Here is a 16,898-nt window from a genome sequence, read left to right on the forward strand (position 1 = left end):
ATCCTGTGGCGGTTATGTCCTGCGCGCGGGGCGGGGCGCAATGGGCATTTTGCGCGGGCAGATCAGGCCAGCAGGCCCGGATCATCGCCCATGCCAAGACCCGGAAAAACCGAGCTTTCCAGCAGGCTGCGGTCAAGGCCGTAGAGGCCGCGCAGCCCCCATGCCGCCCAGGCGCGCACGTCGGTGGTGGGCATCAGGTCGCGGCGTTGGTAGAGCGCGGCCTCGTCCAGCCCCGGCCATGCGCCCATCACCCGCCCGCCCTTGAGCGCGCCGCCCGCCATCAGCATCGCGCCGCCGGTGCCGTGGTCGGTGCCCTTGCTGCCGTTCTCGGCGACGGTGCGGCCAAATTCCGTCATGGCAAGGAGCAGCGTCTTGCCCCAGATCTCGGGGCCAAGGCGTTCGGAAAGGCGCAGCACCACCCGTTCAAGCCGCCGCAGCGGCGGGGTGATGCCGCCCGTCTGGTTGCGGTGGGTGTCCCAGCCATTGAGCGAAAAGGCCGCGATGCGGGTGTCTTCGCGCAGGCGGTCGGCGGCAAAATCGGTCAGCCGGTCGACATTGGCCAAGAGATTGCCGCTGCGCGCCGGGGACATCGGGTTCATCTGCGCGGCGTCGATCGCTTCGGACAGGGATACCGCCTCTGTCGCGGCTTCGCGGAAGAGCGCGTCATCGTGGTAGATGTGGTCAAGCAGGAGGCGGCTTTGCGCCGAGAGGTCGAGCCGCAGATCGGGTTGCCAGTTGCTGACGGGGGCCGCCCCCTGCAGCACGGGGGCGGAATCGGTGCCGATGGCAAAGGCGGTTTGTGCGCGCAGGCCCGGCACGGCTTGCAGCATCCGGTTCAGCCAGCCATCGCGCACCGAGGCGTCGGGCAGGTCGAGCCCGGTGCCCGCCTCGAGGATATCTTGCCCGTCAAAGTGGCTGCGCTGGTCGCGGTAGGGGGTGGAGGTGGCCTGCACAAAACCGAGTTGCCCCGCCTGCCACAGCGGCATCAGCCCCTCAAGCGTGGGGTTCAGGCTGAAATACCCTGTCAGGTCAGGGCCTTGGCTGGCCGCGAGCGTGGGGCGATAGGCCGCGAGCAGCGGATCGCCCGAGGGGCGCACGAGATCGAGCCCGTCCATGCCGCCGCGCAGGATCACGACCACGAGGCGGTGATCGCCCAAGGGCGCGCTGCCGTCGGAGCCTGCCAGCGTGACGGTCGTCATCATCGGGTGGGCGGCAAGGGAGCAGGCGGTTCCCGTCAGGAACTTGAGGAAGAAGCGGCGGTCCATGAGGCTACCTTCGGTTGAATTCGGCGCTGGCGAGCACAAGGCCCACGGCTTCACGCTGGCTTTCGGCGCGCGGCACCGCCCAGGCCAGCCGCTCGCCCAGATGCGTGCCGAGGGCGCGGGTCATCAGGGTGGCGGCGTCGGGCAGCGGGCTGACGAGTTGCGCGGGCATTTCCATTGCCCATGTGATGCGCACGGCCATGCCCTCGGGCGTGATCCAAGCGTCGGGCATTTCGGGCCAGCCGTCGGGGCCGGGCGGCTTTTGCCACGGCTGGCCCATGGCGGCCATGGGTTGCAGCAGGGTCTGGCGGAACACCTCGTCGGACATGCGCATGACATCTGCCCCGTCCAGACCGAGCGCGCGCAGGGCGGCGACGAGGAAATCGAAGGGTTGACGGGCCTTTTCCTGCATCTTGTTCCACGCGGCGGGCTGGGTCAGCAGGGCCTCGGCCACCGCGAGCAGATCGCCGCCCGAATTGCGCCACGCCTCGGCGAGCGCCTGCACCAGATCGGGGCTTGGCTGGTCAGAGACGAAATGCACCGCCAGCTTGCGCGCCAGATGGGCGGCGGTGTCGGGGTGTTCGGCCAGATCGTCGAGCGCCTTGAGCACGGTGTCGAGCGAATCGCCGTGGTAGGTGGTGCCGAGCACGGTTTCCGGCCCCGGTTCGGCGCGGCGCGGGTCAAAGGTGGCCCCGTGTTTGCCGATGACCAGACCGGTCAGCAGTTCGGCCATCTGGGTGACGTCCTCTTGCGCATAGCCCGAACCCACGGTGTGCAGTTCCAGCAGTTCCCGCGCGAGGTTTTCGTTCAGCCCCTTGGCGCGGCGTTTGCCGATGCGCGAGTTGGGGCCAAAGCTGCGCGACTGGTCGAGATAGCCCAGCATGGCCGGATGCTGCATCACCGCGCGAAGCATATCGGCAAAACGGTCGGTCACGTGGGGGCGGATCGCCTCTTCCACCAGCGTGGCGGGCAGGGGGCTGTCGCGGCGCGAACGGGGGGCGGTGGTGAAATGATCGGCCCAGAACTGCACCAGACGCTCGCGGAAGCCATCGGGCGCATCGAGGGCGCGGGCGATGGCGGTTTTCGCTGACTGGAGCGCGACACCCTCAAGCTGGCGGATCGCTTGCCTGTAATCGTCACGGGCGATGCTTGCCTCGGGTTCGGCGGCGCGGCGCGAGGTGCGCAACATGCTGTCGGCGCGGGCCAGCGTATCGGTCAGGTCGGACAGGCGCGGGCCGGGGTAGGTGTTTGCCATGACATCGGGGCCGCGCAGGATGGCAAGCATCGAGGCGGGTTCGGTCGGGGCCTGCGCGGGAAGCGGCAGGCCATAGCCAAAGCGAAAGGCGGCGGTGGTGCTGTCTTGGGTCATCTGGCGTGGGGGATCGGGCCTTGGGATGGGTCGGCTGATGATACACACAAAGCGGGGCGCTTTGCATCGGCTGTCATCGGCAGGGCGGCGTCAATCGAAGCGAAAATCGGCCGGATAGCTGTGAAACCCGTCGAAATCACCTTTGCCCAAGGGCAGGCCTGCGGCGCGAAGTGAGGCGTAACCCATTGTTACATGAAAGAAAAAGTTGGGAAGCCCGTAGAGGAACAGGAAATCCGGCGCGGATTGTTCCAGATCGGTAAATCCTGCGCGATGGGAGATGGTGCGGCTCTCTGCCCCATCGAATTCGGCGGGTTTCATCGCCCCGAGCGTTGCCCGCGCGACTGCCATGCGCGGGGCGAGCGCCGTGGGCAGATCAGGCACAGGCCGCCCTGCCAGCGGGCAGGCAATGCGCAGGGTGAAACCTGCGGCGGTGGCAAAATGCTGGCTTGCGCTGAAACTGTCGCCGATCTGCGCCGTCATCGCCGCCCGTCCCGCTTTCTCCACGATGGCGGCCATCTGGCCGAGATAGTGGCGAAAGACGGGGACGGTGGCGGTATACATCACGCGTCTTTCGGCAGGACGCGCAGACGCAGTTCGCGCAACTGCTCGTTGGTGGGTTCCGAAGGCGCGTTCATCAGCAGGTCTTCGGCGCGCTGGTTCATCGGGAACATGATGACCTCGCGGATGTTGGTGGTATCGGCCAAGAGCATCACGATGCGGTCGATCCCCGCCGCGCAGCCGCCGTGCGGGGGGGCGCCGTATTTGAACGCCTTGACCATGCCGCCGAATCGTTTCTCGACCTCGCTGTTCGGATAGCCCGCCAGTTCAAACGCGCGGAACATGATTTCCGGCTTGTGGTTGCGGATGCCGCCCGAGATCAGTTCATAACCGTTGCAGGCAAGGTCATACTGGTAGGCGTAGACATCCAGCGGGTCGCCGTTCAGCGCCTCCATCCCGCCTTGCGGCATGGAGAAGGGGTTGTGGCTGAAGTCGATCTTGCCGTCGTCGGTCTTCTCATACATCGGGAAATCGACGATCCACGCAAAGCGGAAGGTGTCTTTTTCCGTCAGGCCCAGTTCTTCGCCGATCACGTTGCGCGCGCGGCCTGCAACGGCCTCGAACGCCTCGGGCTTGCCGCCAAGGAAGAAGGCGGCGTCGCCCATGCCAAGGCCAAGCTGCTGGCGGATCGCTTCGGTGCGCTCGGGGCCGATGTTCTTGGCCAAGGGGCCTGCGGCTTCCGTGCCCGAGCCATCTTCGGCCTCGCGCCAGAAGATGTAGCCCATGCCGGGCAGGCCCTGTTGCTGGGCGAAGGCGTTCATGCGGTCACAGAACTTGCGGCTGCCGCCCTTTGGCGCGGGAATGGCGCGGATCTGGGTGCCGTCTTGCTCCAGCAGTTTGGCAAAGACCGCAAAGCCGGAGCCGCGGAAATGCTCGCTGACCACCTGCATCTTGATCGGGTTGCGCAGGTCGGGCTTGTCGGAGCCATACCACAGGAGCGAGTCGCGATAGGCGATGCGCGGCCAGTCCTTCGACACGGTCTTGTGCGGGGCGAATTCCTCGAACAGGCCGGTGATGACCGGCTGGACCACGGCGAAGACGTCTTCCTGCTCGACAAAGCTCATCTCGATGTCGAGCTGGTAGAAGTCGGTGGGCGAGCGGTCGGCGCGGGGGTCTTCGTCGCGGAAGCAGGGCGCGATCTGGAAATAGCGGTCAAAGCCCGCCACCATGATCAGCTGTTTGAACTGCTGCGGGGCCTGCGGCAGGGCGTAGAACTTGCCCGGATGCAGGCGCGAGGGCACGAGGAAATCGCGCGCGCCTTCGGGGCTGCTGGCGGTGATGATCGGGGTCTGGAATTCGTTGAAGCCCATGTCCCACATGCGGTTGCGCAAGGACCGCACGACGTTTGACCGCAGCATCATGTTGCGGTGCATGCCGTCGCGGCGCAGGTCGAGGAAGCGGTAGGTGAGGCGGGTTTCCTCGGGGTATTCGGTTTCGCCGAAGACCGGCATCGGCAGTTCTGCCGCCTCGCCCAGAACGGTGAGGCCGGTGGCATAGACCTCGATCTCGCCGGTGGGCAGTTTGGGGTTCACCAGAGCGGCGTCGCGGGCCTTGACGCGGCCATCAATCTGGATGACCCATTCGGCGCGCACCTTTTCGATGGCGGCAAAGGCCGGGCTGTCGCTGTCGGCCAGAACCTGCGTGATGCCGTAATGGTCGCGCAGGTCGATGAACAGCACGCCGCCATGATCGCGCACCCGATGCACCCAGCCCGACAGGCGGATGGTTTCACCCACATTGCTTTTGTTCAGGGCGGCGCAGGTATGGCTGCGATAGGCGTGCATCGGTATTCCCCTTTCAAGGGTTCAGGCGTCATCGCGCCGATACACCCCTTGGCGCGGGCGAAGTCAAGCTAGTCCTGCAGGATAAGCGCCTCGACGGCCTGTGCATAGGTAAGGCTGGCGTCAAAGCGGCCCTCGCGCAGGAAGAGGATGGTCTGGCGCATGGCAAGCGGGTTCATCATCAGGAAGGTGTGGGTGGCGGGCAGGGTCAGGTGGGCGGTCATGCCGTCGACCATGGTGGAGGCGACGCTGACCTTGCCGTCATCGGGGCCGGGGATCAGGCTGGAATAGACGGGGTTGAGCGACTGGTTTCCGGCGATGATGCCCAAGGGGTAATCCGGATGCGGCAGGGCGCGGGGCACCGAAGCCTCGCCGGTGCCAAGCTGCTGCCCCGCGGGGCCGTTGACCCAGTCGAATACCGGGATGGTGCCGAGGGCATCCACCAGTTCCGAGCCCTGGTTTGGCGGGGCCAGCATGACCACGCGGCCAAGGTCGGCGGGGCGGTGATCGGCCAGCAGGACGCGGACGAGGATGCCGCCCATCGAATGGGTGACGAAATGCACCTTTTCGCCGGGGGCGAGGGCACATTCGGCGATGCCTTCGTCGACAAAACCCGCCAGATCGGGGATCGGGGCGGAGGTCGAGGGGTAGGGCTGGTTCACCGTGCGAAAGCCCGCGCCTTCAAGCGCCTGCGCCATCGGCATCAGCGACGCCTCGCTGCGCGCCAGCCCGTGCAGCAGCACGACGCAATCGGCGCTGGCGGGGGTCGCCAGCAGGAAAAGGGCAAGGGAGAGGGCGCGCATCATGGGGTGGAAAATGACGCTGCGCCGCAGCTTTGCCAAGGGGGAGTGGACAAATGGCGCGCAACGTCACAGGGTGGGGCCATGTCGAACCGCTCGCCCCGCCTTGCCACCCGTGCGCTGATCCTCGAGGATGACCGGCTTTTGCTGGTGAACGCGTTCCGCGGCGGCGTGTCGGACCTGTGGTGCGCTCCGGGGGGCGGCGCGGTGGTGGGGCAATCCTTGCATGACAACCTGATCCGCGAGGTCTGGGAGGAGACAGGCCTGAGCATTGCGGTGGGCGCGCCCTGCCTTGTGAACGAGTTTCACGACCCGCGGCGCGGCTTTCACCAGGTTGATCTCTATTTCCGCTGCACGGTCGTGGCGGGCCGGATCAGCGACAGCTGGCGCGACCCCGAGGGCGTGGTGACCGAGCGGCGGTTCTTTTCCCGCACGGAGATGGCGGCGATCCGGTTCAAGCCCGACACTTTGCCCGAGGCGGCGTGGGGGGTGGGCGAGAGCCTTTATGACCCGCTGGAGCTATTGGTGCGCTGAGAGGCATGGTTCTGAAAGGCCTGGCAGGCTGCGGCCCCGGGGGCTTTGCCCCCGGACCCCCAGAGTATTTGGACAAGCAGCAAATATGCAGGGTCAGAGGTCTATCCAGATGGTGACCGGACCGTCATTGACGAGGCTGACCGCCATATCTGCGCCAAAGAGACCGTTGGCAGTGGGGATGCCAAGGGCGGCGAGGCTGCGGGTGACATGTTCGTAGAGCCGCTTGCCCGTCTCGGGCGGGGCGGCGGTTGAAAAGCCGGGGCGGTTGCCGCGCAGGTCGGCGGCAAGGGTGAATTGCGACACGACCAGCGCCGCGCCGCCGGTGTCGAGAATCGAGCGGTTCATCTTGCCCTGGTCATCCTTGAAGATGCGCAGCTTGGCGATCTTGGCGGCCATCGCTTCGGCCTGCGCCTCGCTGTCGTCCTGCATGGCGCAGACGAGGATCAGGAGGCCGGCGCCGATCTCTCCGACCAGCGCGCCATCGACGCGGACCGAGGCGCTGCTGACGCGTTGGACGAGCGCTCTCACAGTTCGTGCGCCCAGGGCGGATTGGCTCCGGCGCGGCTGACGGTGATGGCGGCGGCGCGGGTGCCAAGCGAGAGGGCGGCATCGAGCGTGGCATCGGGCAGGGCCGCAAGGGCGGTTTTGGTAAGCGCCCCGGCGCCGGAGAGGGCGGCGAGCGCACCTGCGTTGAAGGTATCGCCCGCGCCCACGGTATCGGCCACGGTGACGGCGGTGGCGGCCACGAAACGGTCTTGCGTGGCGGTGACGGCACGCGCTCCGGCAGCGCCTTCGGTGATGAACACGAGCTTCGGCCCGCTGGCGATGATGCGCCGTGCGAGCGCTGTGATGTCGCCCGGCCCCATCAGCCAGTGCAGGTCTTCGTCGGACAGTTTGACGATATCGGCGCGGGCGATCATCCGCTCGATCCGGGCGCGATACGGGGCTTCCTGGCCGGCGATGAAGCCGGGGCGGATGTTGGGATCGATCATTGTGACGCGGCCCGGGGCTTCGCGCGCCTGCAGCGCCTCATAGGTGCTGGCGGCAGGATCGTTCACCAGCGAGATGCCGCCGAAGAACAGGGTGCCGATCTCGGCGGGAAGGTCCGGCAACTGGTCGGGCGAGAGCATGCGACCGGCGGTGGCCTCGTCATAGAAGGCATAGGTGGCCTGACCGTTCACCAGCTTGACGAAGGCCACCGTGGTGGGGCGGTCGGAGCGGGCAAGGAAGCGGATATCCACCTGCGAGGCTTGCAGCGTTTCGGCCAGAATTTCGCCCAGCATGTCGGTCGAGACGCCGGAAAAGAAGGCTGATGGCGCGCCAAGACGGCCAAGCGCGATGGCGGTGTTGAACACGGCCCCGCCCGCATAGGGGGCAAAGCAGGCCTCTCCTTCGGTGGAGCGGCGCGGCAGCATGTCAATCAGGGCTTCGCCACAGCTGAGAATCATCGGGGCCTCCGGCACGGGTCAGGGAAATGGTGGTGCGCCAGTATATCCGGCCTTTGGCTGTTAGCGCAAACAGTCGTTTTTGCCGGGCGTGAAATCGAGCGTGGCTGTGAGATGGCCTGCCGCGAAATGCCAGTCAAGCTGCCCGTCGAGCGTGGCGGCATAGGTCTGGCAGATGGTGGTGCCGAGGCCCTGCCGCCCGGTTTGCACAGTCGGGCGCGGGCCGGAGGCCGCGTTGACCACCGAAAGGCGGGCGGTGGCAGGGCTGGTCCGGGACAGGCGCACGATGACCGGACCGGTGCCGGTGCCGTGACGCACCGCATTCGCCACCAACTCGCCAAGGATGATGCTGAGCGCCGAGGCACGTTCGGATGGCATCACCATCCGCTCGGTGCCTTCCTCTGGCGCGAGCGTGATCACGCGGTCGAGCGAGAGCGCGAACTCGGCGCAAAGCCGCTCCAGCAGCGGAAGGACCGGAATGCTGCGCAGATCATCGCTGGATTGCAATTGCTCGTGCACGCGGGCGATCGCGGCGACGCGCTGCGCCGCCTCTTCCAGCGCCCGGCGCACGTCGGGCGGTGCACGGCGGGCCTGAAGGCGCAGGATGGCAGAGACCTGCGCAAGGCTGTTCTTCACGCGGTGATCGACCTCGCGCATCAGGAAATCGCGTTGTGCCAGCAGATCGGATTTTTCGGCAAGCGCCTGTTCCAGCGATGCCGCATGCTCTTGTTGCGCCTGTTCCCGCAGGACGCGCTCGGTGATATCGCGGGAGGCGGCAAGGATCTTGTGCAGCGCGCCGCTTGCCGAGCGGATCGGAATGACCGACACATGCCACCATCTGGGGGCTCCCCTCGCGGTCGGGCAGGCCGCCTCGAAGCTGGATTTCTGGCCGGCCCGCGCACGGGACAGTGCCTCTTGCAGCCTGCCATGTGCGGCTGCAGGCCACAGGACTGGCCAGGGGCGACCCGCGATGCTGTCAAAGCTGTCGACCTCCATCGCGCGCATGCCATTGACGCTCATGAAGGCAAGCGTGCCGTCAGGCTCCAGCAGCTTTACGCAATCCTGAGAGGCAGCGAGCAGGGAAAGCAGCAGGTCGGTCTCGCCCCCGCCCGCAAGCGATACGGCGAGGTGATCTTCCGGATCGCCCATCCATGCCCCCATCACCCGCTCCTCCTGCTCTGGCCAAGGGTATCCAGCGTGGGGCGCTTGTCAAGCGAGCGGCGGCTCGAACCAAGGCGAGAGGTTGGCGCGGATGCGGTCGAGCGGTGTGGGGCCCGAGGTATCGGGAAGGAACCGCTGGCCGGTGATCATCTCGAAGGCTTCGATATAGACATGGGCGGTCTGGGAGATGATCTCGGCGGGGATTTCGGGGATCGGGTCGGTGTAGGGATCGCAGCGGGCGGCAACCCAGGCGCGGACCACATCCTTGTCAAAGCTGGGCGGGCGGCTTCCGGCCTCGAAGGCGGCGACATAGCCGTCGGCGCGCCAGTAGCGGCTTGAATCGGGTGTGTGGATTTCATCGGCGAGCAGGATGCGGCCCGCCTCGTCGACGCCGAATTCATATTTGGTGTCGGCCAGGATCAGGCCACGGGCAGCCGCCATCTGTTGGCCGCGGTCGAACAGGGCAAGGGCATGGGCCGAAATCTCCTCCCACTGGGCTGCGGTGAGCAGGCCCTGGGCAAGAATGTCATCGGGGGTGAGCGGGAGGTCATGGCCGCCATCAAAGGCTTTGGACGTGGGGGTGATGATCGGCTGCGGCAAAACCTGATTGTCCCGAAGCCCTTCAGGAAGCTGGTGGCCATACATCCGGCGGTGTCCGGCGCGATACTGCGTGAGCACCGAGGTAGAGGTGGTGCCCGCCAGATAGCCGCGCACGACGATTTCCACAGGCAGGATGGTGACATGCCGGCCGATCACCACATTCGGATCAGGATATCCCAGCACGTGGTTGGGGCAGATGTCGGCGGTGGTGTCGAACCAGTAGCGCGCGGTCTGGGTCAGCACCTGACCCTTGTAGGGGATCGCGGCGAGGATGCGGTCAAAGGCGCTGATGCGGTCCGAAGAGATCAGAATACGCCGGCGGTCGGGATATGTGTCACCGGGGGGCAGGTCATAGCAATCGCGCACCTTGCCGAAATAGGGATTGGGCAGTTCGGGGATGCGGGCATGCGGCAGAACGCGGGACAGATCGAGCATCAAAGCCTCCGGTCGGGATATACTGCGCTATTGCGCGGGCCGGGCGGGGAGTCAACGGCCCAGCGTTGCGCGCAGGTCGCCGGGCGTGATCTGAAGGAGCGGCTGCGCCGCATTGTTTTTGTCTCGTCGCGCGCGTGCCGCGCGTCTCCTCGGTCGGTGCGCTCCGCGCGGGGAGTATATTGAAAGCTGCAAAAGCAGGGCGTTCTTATGCTTTGCTGCTTTCCAAATACTCTCGGGGGGTGCGGGGGGCAGACAGCCCCCCGTCCGCAGGGTCAGCCGCGCAGCATTTGCAGAAGGGCGAGTGACGGCTCGCCTGTGGCGGGCAGGCCGCGCGCGCGCTGGAAGCCTTCGATGGCGGCGCGGGTTTTTGCGCCGATCACGCCGTCGCTGCCTTCGGTGTCAAAGCCGGCGGCGGTCAGGCGGCGTTGCAGGTCTTGCCGGTCGGCCATCGTCAACCCGGCAGAATCGGGCGGGAAGCTGGCGCGCAAGGGGCCTGCGCCGCGCAGCCGGTCGGACAGGTGGCCGACACCGATCACATAGTTCACCGCGTTGTTGTAGCGGGCGATGGCGTTGAAATTGTTGAAGATCAGGAAGGCCGGGCCGTTGGCGCCCTGCGGCAGGAGGATCGAGCCGGAGCCGTGGTTGGGCAGGCGGCCGCCGTCGGCGGTGGCGACGCCGAGCGCCGACCAGTCCGCCGGGTTGCGGCCCTTGCCGCGTCCGGTGATCGCGGTGTTGAAGCCCGCGGGCAGGCGCACCTCGATGCCCCAGGGCTGGCCCTTGCGCCAGCCCGCGCGGGACAGGTAGGCGGCCGTGGAGGCGAGGGAGTCGGTCGGATCCTCCGACCAGATGTCGCGACGGCCATCGCCGGTGAAGTCGACGGCATATTCCAGATAGCTCGTCGGGATGAACTGGGTGTGGCCCATCGCGCCGGCCCAGCTACCGGTCATGTTGGCGGGGGTGGTGTCGCCGTTCTGCAGGATGCGCAGGGCGGCGGTGAGTTGCTGTTCGAAGAACGCGCCGCGCCGTCCGTCATAGGCGAGGGTGGCAAGGGCGGAGATCACGGGAATGCTGCCGCGGCGTTCGCCATACTGGCTTTCGAGGCCCCAGACGGCGGTGACCACCTCTGCCTCGACCCCGTAGCGGGACTCTACGGCGGCCAGCGTCCCGCGGTGGCGGGCGAGGGCGGCGCGGCCCTTGGCGATGCGGTCGGGGCTGGCGGCGATGGCGAGGTAATCTTCCAGCGTGCGGGTAAATTCGGTCTGGTTGCGGTCACGCTCGACCACGCCGGGCAGGAAGCCTGCCGAGCGGAAGGCGCTGTCGAGGGTGGATTGGGCGATGCCGCGCCCGGCGGCGCGGGATTTGTAGGCGTTGACCCAGGCATCGAAGCCTGCGTTCGGCACCGGAGACATGCCCGGATCGGCCGCGCGGGAGACGGTGCCGCCCGAGGTGCTGCCGCCGCCGCCCACGCAGGCGGACAGGCCGAAGGCACCCAGACCCAAAATGAACGCGCGCCGCTTTACCTGCATGATCTGCCCCTTCTCGCCTTTTATTGTTGCCGGATGCTAAACGATTGCGGCGGCAACGGAAAGACGCGGTGGCGCTACATCTGGCCCAGATACGCGATGCCGCCGATCACGATGGCGGCAAGGATCACCGCAAAGGCGATCTTCCAGACCGACCACGGGCGCTCGCCCTGCACCTTTCCGGTCTGTCCGTTGACCACGAAGCGGTAGGTCTTGCCATTGTATTTATAGGCCGCCATCCAGATCGGCAGCAGGATATGCTTGAAGGTTTCGGCGGCATAGGCGGTGTCGATCTGGTCGATGCGCTGGTCGTCGCCGCCGATGTCGCGCCGCACATCCTCGGCGATCTGGGCGGCCATGATGTCGCGCGCGATGTCGTGGCCATCGGCGAGGCTGACGGTATAGCCCTCGGCGGTGAAACCGGCGAGGAAATCGGGCGTGTAGGGGACCAGCGCGCCCAGATCCCACGGGGCAAGCGCATCGGTGTAGCGGCGGGGCAGCGAGGCACTGGCCAGCACCAGCACATCATCGAAGCGGCGCGACACCCAGCCTGCGGCGGCGTGCCAGCGGGTCTTGCGCACCTGTTCCTGCCGGCGCTCGTTCTTGCCGTTCACCTGCACGGTGACGGTGCGGGTTTCGTAATAGAATTCGCCGCGTGCGCCGGAATAGCGGCTGCGGGTGGCGGCATCATAGGTCCAGTAGGGAACGTAAAGCCCTGACAGGGTGCGGCCCTTGCGGGCATAGTCCACCAGCCCCGAGGGCGCGAACCACAGGCTGCCGAGCCATGCCGTCATTGCCTCGCGCCCCTGCCGTTCGGTGATGGCGAAGGGCAGCACGGCCTGGGGTTTGATCAGGCGCTGCGTGCCGGTGCCGATGGCGACGGGGCTGGCGCAGAACGGGCATTCGGTGGCGTGTTTTGCCCCCTTGAATTCCACCTGCGCCCCGCAGGAGGGGCAGGGGGTGATCCGCACCTCTTCCATCTCGGCGGGGGGCAGGTCGTTTTGCAGGGCAAGGGCCAGGTCGAGTTCTTCCAGCGCCGTTTCGCGGGCCGGGGGCAGCGCAGGCAGGGCCTGCACATGGCCGCAATGCGCGCATTTCAGCGCGGTGTCGCCGGGAGAGTAACGCAGGTCTGCGCCGCAGCGTTCGCAGGGCCAGCGGTGTTCCTGTTCAGGCATGATCTGCGCCTGTCACGGGGCGGGCGGTGGAGGGGGGACCCCGTCGAACAGGCGGGCAAGGCCGGTGTCTGACGCCATTTTCCAGCCGTCCTGTCCGGCCGTCCAGACCATGCTGCCGCGGGTGATCTGGCCGGAGGCGGCCATTGCGGCAAGGGTGGTTTCGTCAAACGGGCCCTTGGTCGCGCCGTTTTCGGCGATGTGCCAGAGCGGCGCGGCGGCAGGAGGGGGCGGCGGTGGCGGCGGGGCCGCGGCCGCAGGGGCGGCGGGGGGCGCGCCCCAAGGCCCCGCGGCCTGTGCCATCGCGGCGCCCATTCCGGCGGCCATGCCCGCGCCCATCATCGCCCCTGCGCCCGAGGCGGGGTTGGCGATGCCTTCGGCGGCGTTGAACTGCATGTATTTGTTCAGATCGCCTGCGATGCCGATGGACGTGCGTTTGTCGAGCACCTTTTCCACCTCATCCGGCAGGCTGATGTTTTCGATGTAGAATTCCGGCAGCGAAAGGCCGTATTCCGCGACCAGCGGGTTGATCGCTGTGGTGATGATGCGGCCCAGATCGCGGGTATTGGCGGCCATGTCGAGCACGGGAATGCCAGATTTGGCGATGGTCTGGCTGAATTCCTGCACGATGATGTTGCGGATCTGGTTCGACACTTCGTCGGCGGTGAATTCGCCATCGGTGCCGACGATTTCGCGCATGAACAGGGCCGGATCGCTAACGCGCATGGAATAGGTGCCAAAGGCGCGGATGCGCACGGGGCCGAATTCGGGGTCGCGGCAGATGATCGGGTTCTTGGTGCCCCATTTGTGATCGTTGAACCGGGTGGTGTTGATGAAATACACCTCGGATTTGAAGGGGCTGGAGAAGCCGTGATCCCAGTGTTGCAGGGTGGTCATGATCGGCATGTTGTTGGTTTCGAGCATGTAAAGGCCGGGGCCGAAGACATCGGCCAGTTGCCCTTCATGCACGAAAACCGCCGCCTGCCCTTCGCGCACGGTCAGCTTGGCGCCGTATTTGATCGCCTGCCCCCGGCGTTCGAAGCGCCAGACCATCGTGTCGCGGGTGTCGTCGAGCCATGAGATGACATCGATGAACTCGCCCCTGAGGAAATCAAAAACCATTGCCAGCTCTCCTTTTGCCCGCCCTTCCCGTGGCGGGGCAGATCAACTTTCGCCGCCCACAAGGGCGCGCGCAAGGGATTCGATGATGGGCCGCGCTTCGGCCTCGGTCATGCCGGTGCGCAGGGCGGGGTTGTAAAGCATCCGCAGCATCAACTCGTCCTGCGTGGTGAGCAGGGCGAATTCCTCGTCATCGTTGAAGATCGAGGGGCGCGCGCGCGGGCTGTCATTGGCAAGGCCGAGACCTTGGGCGATTTCTTCATGCATGCAGGACAGGCGCAGCAGGTCGGGATGCTCGGAGCGGATCACCGCGAAGGCGCGGCTGTAGCGGCCGGTGCTGCCTTCGGACATCGCATAGACAAGGCAGTAGGTCGACAGCGGCATGTTGGTGATGCCCGCAAGCTCGGCCTGCGACAGGCCGGGCAGGGCGGCGTTGACAACGGGGCCAAGCGCGCGGCGTTCGTCCTCGTTCACGATGTAGATCATGAAGTTGGGCGCGGAGTCATTGAGTGCGATCGGATGCCCCGTCAGCCGGCTGAGACGCGCAAGGTAAGACCGCACCCGCGCCGTATCGGTGGCGCGGCTTTGCGGGCTGACCGAGGCACCAAAACGCAGGCCCACCCGCACCGGCGTTTCCCAGCGGCGCAGGCGGCTGGCGGTCTGGCGCTGGATAGGGCCACCCGCGCCGCGCACATACTCGTCATAGAGCGCGATGCGAATGAAGTTTTCCGCCAGCATCCTGTCGGTGAAGGGCGTATCACGCCCGCCGCCATCGGTGCGCAACAGCCCGTTCGACAGAAGGTCGGCCTGCACCCGCGCGAAATGCAGCCGCACCGCCTCGCTCGCCGCCGAAGAGGGCGTTTGCGGCACCACCACCGCTGCCGGGGCAGGGCGGGCCGGAGCCTTGGGCGCGGTGCGCGGGGCCTGCGGGCTGGCGACGCAGCCTGCGACGGCCAGCCCGCAAAGAGCCGAGAGTGACAGGCGAAGGAAGGCGGAAAGGCGCATGGGGCAGGCTTTATCCTTGGGGCTGGGACGCGGAGGGCCGCGCGGAGGCAGAGGCCAGCGTGTCACGCAACTCGGCCTCCATCTTCTGCAATTCGGCTTCGGCGGCGGCGCGGCGGGCCTTGCCTTCATCGGCGATGGCCAGACTGTCGTTGATGGTGGCGATCAGTTGTTCATTGGCCTGTTTCACCGATGCGATGTCGAACACGCCCCGCTCCATTTCCTCGCGCACGACGCGGTTCGTCTCGCGCAGGTTTTCGGCGTTCTTGGTCAGAAGCTCGTTCGTCAGGTCATTGGCCCCGCGCACCGCCTCTGCCGCCTCGCGCGAGCGCTGGATGGTCACGGCCTGCGCCAGTTGGGTTTCCCACAGCGGCACCGTGTTCATCAGGGTGGAGTTGATCTTGGTCACCAGAGACTTGTCGTTTTCCTGCACCAGACGGATCGAGGGCAGCGACTGCATGGTGACCTGACGGGTCAGCTTCAGATCATGCACACGGCGTTCCAGATCGTCGCGTGCCGCGCGAAGGTCGCGCAATTCCTGCGCCTTCTTCACCTGATCGTCCTCGGACGCGCCCGAGACTTCGGCGATCTTGGCCGGAATGGTGGTTGCGTCCAGATCATCCAGCTTGGCCTGACCTGCCGCAATGTAAAGCGCCAGTTCGTCGTAAAAGTTCAGCGTCTTTTCATAAAGCATATCCAGCGCGCGGATATCCTTGAGCAGCGTATGTTCATGGCGCAGCAGTTCTTCGGTGATCTTGTCGATCTGCTCTTGCACGGTTTCGTAGCGCGCCACGAAATTGGCAAAGGGCGCGGCGCGGCCCGTCAGCTTTTCCCACCAGCTGCGGTCGCGGCGCATGTCCAGTTCGGACGAGCTGAAGCCGCGGATCGTGGTCACGATCCGGCGCAGGGAATCGCCTGCCGGGCCTGCGTCCTTGTTCTTCACATCGGCCAGCATTTCCTGCGAGATGACCTGCAGTTCGGCCTGCGCTTTCGATCCGAAAGAGATGATCGACTGCGTATTGGCCATGTCCAGTTCGGCCATGCGGCTGCGGATCGCATCCTGCCTGTCGCCCGTGGCGGCTTCCAGCGCGACGATCTCGGTGCCGGGTTCGGGCAGCACGACGGCGGTGACTTCCTCGATCTGGGTCAGGGTGCGGGCAGCCTGTTCACGGGTGGTCTGGGTCATTGCATCATTCTCACTGTTTGAACCGTTGTCTGGCACTGGTTGAAATGTAACGTCAGGCTTCGGATTTCAGCCGGTCACGCAGCACGGAAATCTCGACATCCAGATCGCTGCGGTTGTCATTCAGCAGGCTGCGCGAGCGGTCGGCGAAGGTGGTTTCCAGATCATCGAGCAGCGCAAGATAATCGGTGCGCGCCTGTGCATCGCGGCTGCGCGCGTAGACATCGGCGAACTTCACCGTCGCGTCGCGCGCGCCCATCAGATAGACCGACAGATACTTGCGGGCGGCGGTCAGATCGCGCGGGTCATCCTCGACCGTGCGGAACAGGCGGCGGGCGGCGGCGGTGAAACGGTCCACCCGGCCTTCCAGCTGGCGGTCTCCGGCGCGCAGGATGGCATCCCGCATGGCCGAGAGGTGCTTTTCAGCCTCGTCCACCGCGCGGGCGACACGATCTGTCTGAAAGGTATCAACACCTTCCGCGCCCTTGTCGCGCATGGGGTCGGCCCCGAAAGTGTTGAAATGCAGCGCCGCGCCCGCGATGCCGAAAAGCAGCGGATACAGGAGGCCCTCATGGTTCATCAGGCCGCCTGCCACCAGTCCGGCCCCCGTGAGGACCGCGCCGAAGATCTTGCGCGGAAAGGCCGGACGGCGCGCGACTTTCCGCTCATCATAGGCGGCATGGGCCTTGATCCCTTCGCGCGTCAGGAAAGCCGCGGCCAGAAGGAGACCGGTTGCGGCAAGGCCGAACATGAGCGCGCGCGGGTCGCCGGTGAAAGCCGCAGGCAGGAAAAGCAGGGCGGCGATGCCCAGAAAACGGGCGCGGCCCGCCCCTTTCAGCGGCTGCTTGCCGTCGAAGGGATGCGCCGGGGGCAGCGGGCTGCCCTGGCCAGGATTGGCCCCGGGGCTGAATTTTCCGCCAAATCGCTGCGCCATCAGAGTCCCCCACCGAAGGC

General features: G+C 66.3%; 16 protein-coding genes. 1 reads left to right on the forward strand and 15 read right to left on the reverse strand.

All coding sequences use genetic code 11. The annotated features are described in order from the left end of the window. Positions 1 to 62: 62 nt before the first annotated feature. The 5 genes from G3572_RS12785 to G3572_RS12805 all read right to left on the reverse strand — a co-directional run bounded on the left by G3572_RS12785 (position 63) and on the right by G3572_RS12805 (position 5,776). Positions 63 to 1,265, reverse strand: coding sequence for a DUF1501 domain-containing protein (locus tag G3572_RS12785; protein WP_164612397.1), 1,203 nt, complete (start codon positions 1,263 to 1,265; stop codon positions 63 to 65). A gap of 4 nt (positions 1,266 to 1,269) precedes the next feature. Further along, a complete protein-coding gene (locus G3572_RS12790; protein ID WP_240335518.1) occupies positions 1,270 to 2,631 on the reverse strand; it encodes a DUF1800 domain-containing protein in 1,362 nt (453 codons plus the stop codon). 90 nt (positions 2,632 to 2,721) lie between these two features. Further along, on the reverse strand, positions 2,722 to 3,192 hold the full coding sequence (locus G3572_RS12795; protein WP_164612400.1) for a DUF1993 family protein: 471 nt from the start codon (positions 3,190 to 3,192) through the stop codon (positions 2,722 to 2,724). Beyond that, positions 3,192 to 4,973 (reverse strand): aspartate--tRNA ligase, encoded by a 1,782-nt coding sequence (aspS, locus tag G3572_RS12800; RefSeq protein WP_164612402.1) that lies wholly within the window; start codon positions 4,971 to 4,973, stop codon positions 3,192 to 3,194. Before aspS ends, G3572_RS12795 begins: the two co-directional genes overlap by 1 nt. Before the next feature lie 68 nt (positions 4,974 to 5,041). Beyond that, positions 5,042 to 5,776, reverse strand: a complete 735-nt coding sequence (locus tag G3572_RS12805; RefSeq protein WP_354004026.1) for an esterase/lipase family protein — start codon at positions 5,774 to 5,776, stop codon at positions 5,042 to 5,044. Between the two features lie 78 nt (positions 5,777 to 5,854). Between G3572_RS12805 and G3572_RS12810 the strand changes: the two genes are divergently transcribed. Next, a complete protein-coding gene (locus G3572_RS12810; RefSeq protein WP_164612404.1) occupies positions 5,855 to 6,304 on the forward strand; it encodes an NUDIX domain-containing protein in 450 nt (149 codons plus the stop codon). 93 nt (positions 6,305 to 6,397) lie between these two features. On the opposite strand, the gene dtd is transcribed toward G3572_RS12810, so the two are convergent. The 10 genes from dtd to G3572_RS12860 form a co-directional block, all read right to left on the reverse strand. Then, complete coding sequence (gene dtd / locus G3572_RS12815; protein ID WP_164612406.1) at positions 6,398 to 6,832, reverse strand: D-aminoacyl-tRNA deacylase; 435 nt, start codon at positions 6,830 to 6,832, stop codon at positions 6,398 to 6,400. Then, a complete protein-coding gene (locus G3572_RS12820) occupies positions 6,829 to 7,752 on the reverse strand; it encodes a carbohydrate kinase family protein (protein WP_164612408.1) in 924 nt (307 codons plus the stop codon). The genes dtd and G3572_RS12820 overlap by 4 nt, the downstream gene beginning before the upstream one ends. Positions 7,753 to 7,812: 60 nt before the next feature. Then, the gene (locus G3572_RS12825) at positions 7,813 to 8,910 is read right to left on the reverse strand and encodes a sensor histidine kinase (protein ID WP_164612410.1); all 1,098 of its coding nucleotides are present in this window, start codon (positions 8,908 to 8,910) and stop codon (positions 7,813 to 7,815) included. Between the two features lie 48 nt (positions 8,911 to 8,958). Continuing rightward, complete coding sequence (locus G3572_RS12830) at positions 8,959 to 9,945, reverse strand: phosphoribosylaminoimidazolesuccinocarboxamide synthase (protein ID WP_164612412.1); 987 nt, start codon at positions 9,943 to 9,945, stop codon at positions 8,959 to 8,961. 272 nt (positions 9,946 to 10,217) lie between these two features. Further along, on the reverse strand, positions 10,218 to 11,471 hold the full coding sequence (locus tag G3572_RS12835) for a lytic murein transglycosylase (RefSeq protein WP_164612414.1): 1,254 nt from the start codon (positions 11,469 to 11,471) through the stop codon (positions 10,218 to 10,220). 74 nt (positions 11,472 to 11,545) lie between these two features. Continuing rightward, positions 11,546 to 12,643, reverse strand: coding sequence for a TFIIB-type zinc ribbon-containing protein (locus tag G3572_RS12840; protein WP_164612416.1), 1,098 nt, complete (start codon positions 12,641 to 12,643; stop codon positions 11,546 to 11,548). A 12-nt stretch (positions 12,644 to 12,655) separates the two neighbouring features. Beyond that, complete coding sequence (locus G3572_RS12845) at positions 12,656 to 13,762, reverse strand: SPFH domain-containing protein (protein WP_164612419.1); 1,107 nt, start codon at positions 13,760 to 13,762, stop codon at positions 12,656 to 12,658. A 42-nt stretch (positions 13,763 to 13,804) separates the two neighbouring features. Further along, complete coding sequence (locus tag G3572_RS12850; protein WP_164612421.1) at positions 13,805 to 14,764, reverse strand: DUF2927 domain-containing protein; 960 nt, start codon at positions 14,762 to 14,764, stop codon at positions 13,805 to 13,807. 10 nt (positions 14,765 to 14,774) lie between these two features. After that, positions 14,775 to 15,947: a toxic anion resistance protein gene (locus G3572_RS12855; protein ID WP_164612423.1), complete on the reverse strand. Its 1,173-nt coding sequence runs from the start codon at positions 15,945 to 15,947 to the stop codon at positions 14,775 to 14,777. A gap of 52 nt (positions 15,948 to 15,999) precedes the next feature. After that, positions 16,000 to 16,878, reverse strand: coding sequence for a 5-bromo-4-chloroindolyl phosphate hydrolysis family protein (locus G3572_RS12860; RefSeq protein ID WP_164612425.1), 879 nt, complete (start codon positions 16,876 to 16,878; stop codon positions 16,000 to 16,002). Between the last annotated feature and the right edge of the window lie 20 nt (positions 16,879 to 16,898).

The organism is Pseudotabrizicola algicola, from assembly GCF_010915705.1.
Taxonomy (GTDB): Bacteria; Pseudomonadota; Alphaproteobacteria; order Rhodobacterales; family Rhodobacteraceae; genus Pseudotabrizicola; species Pseudotabrizicola algicola.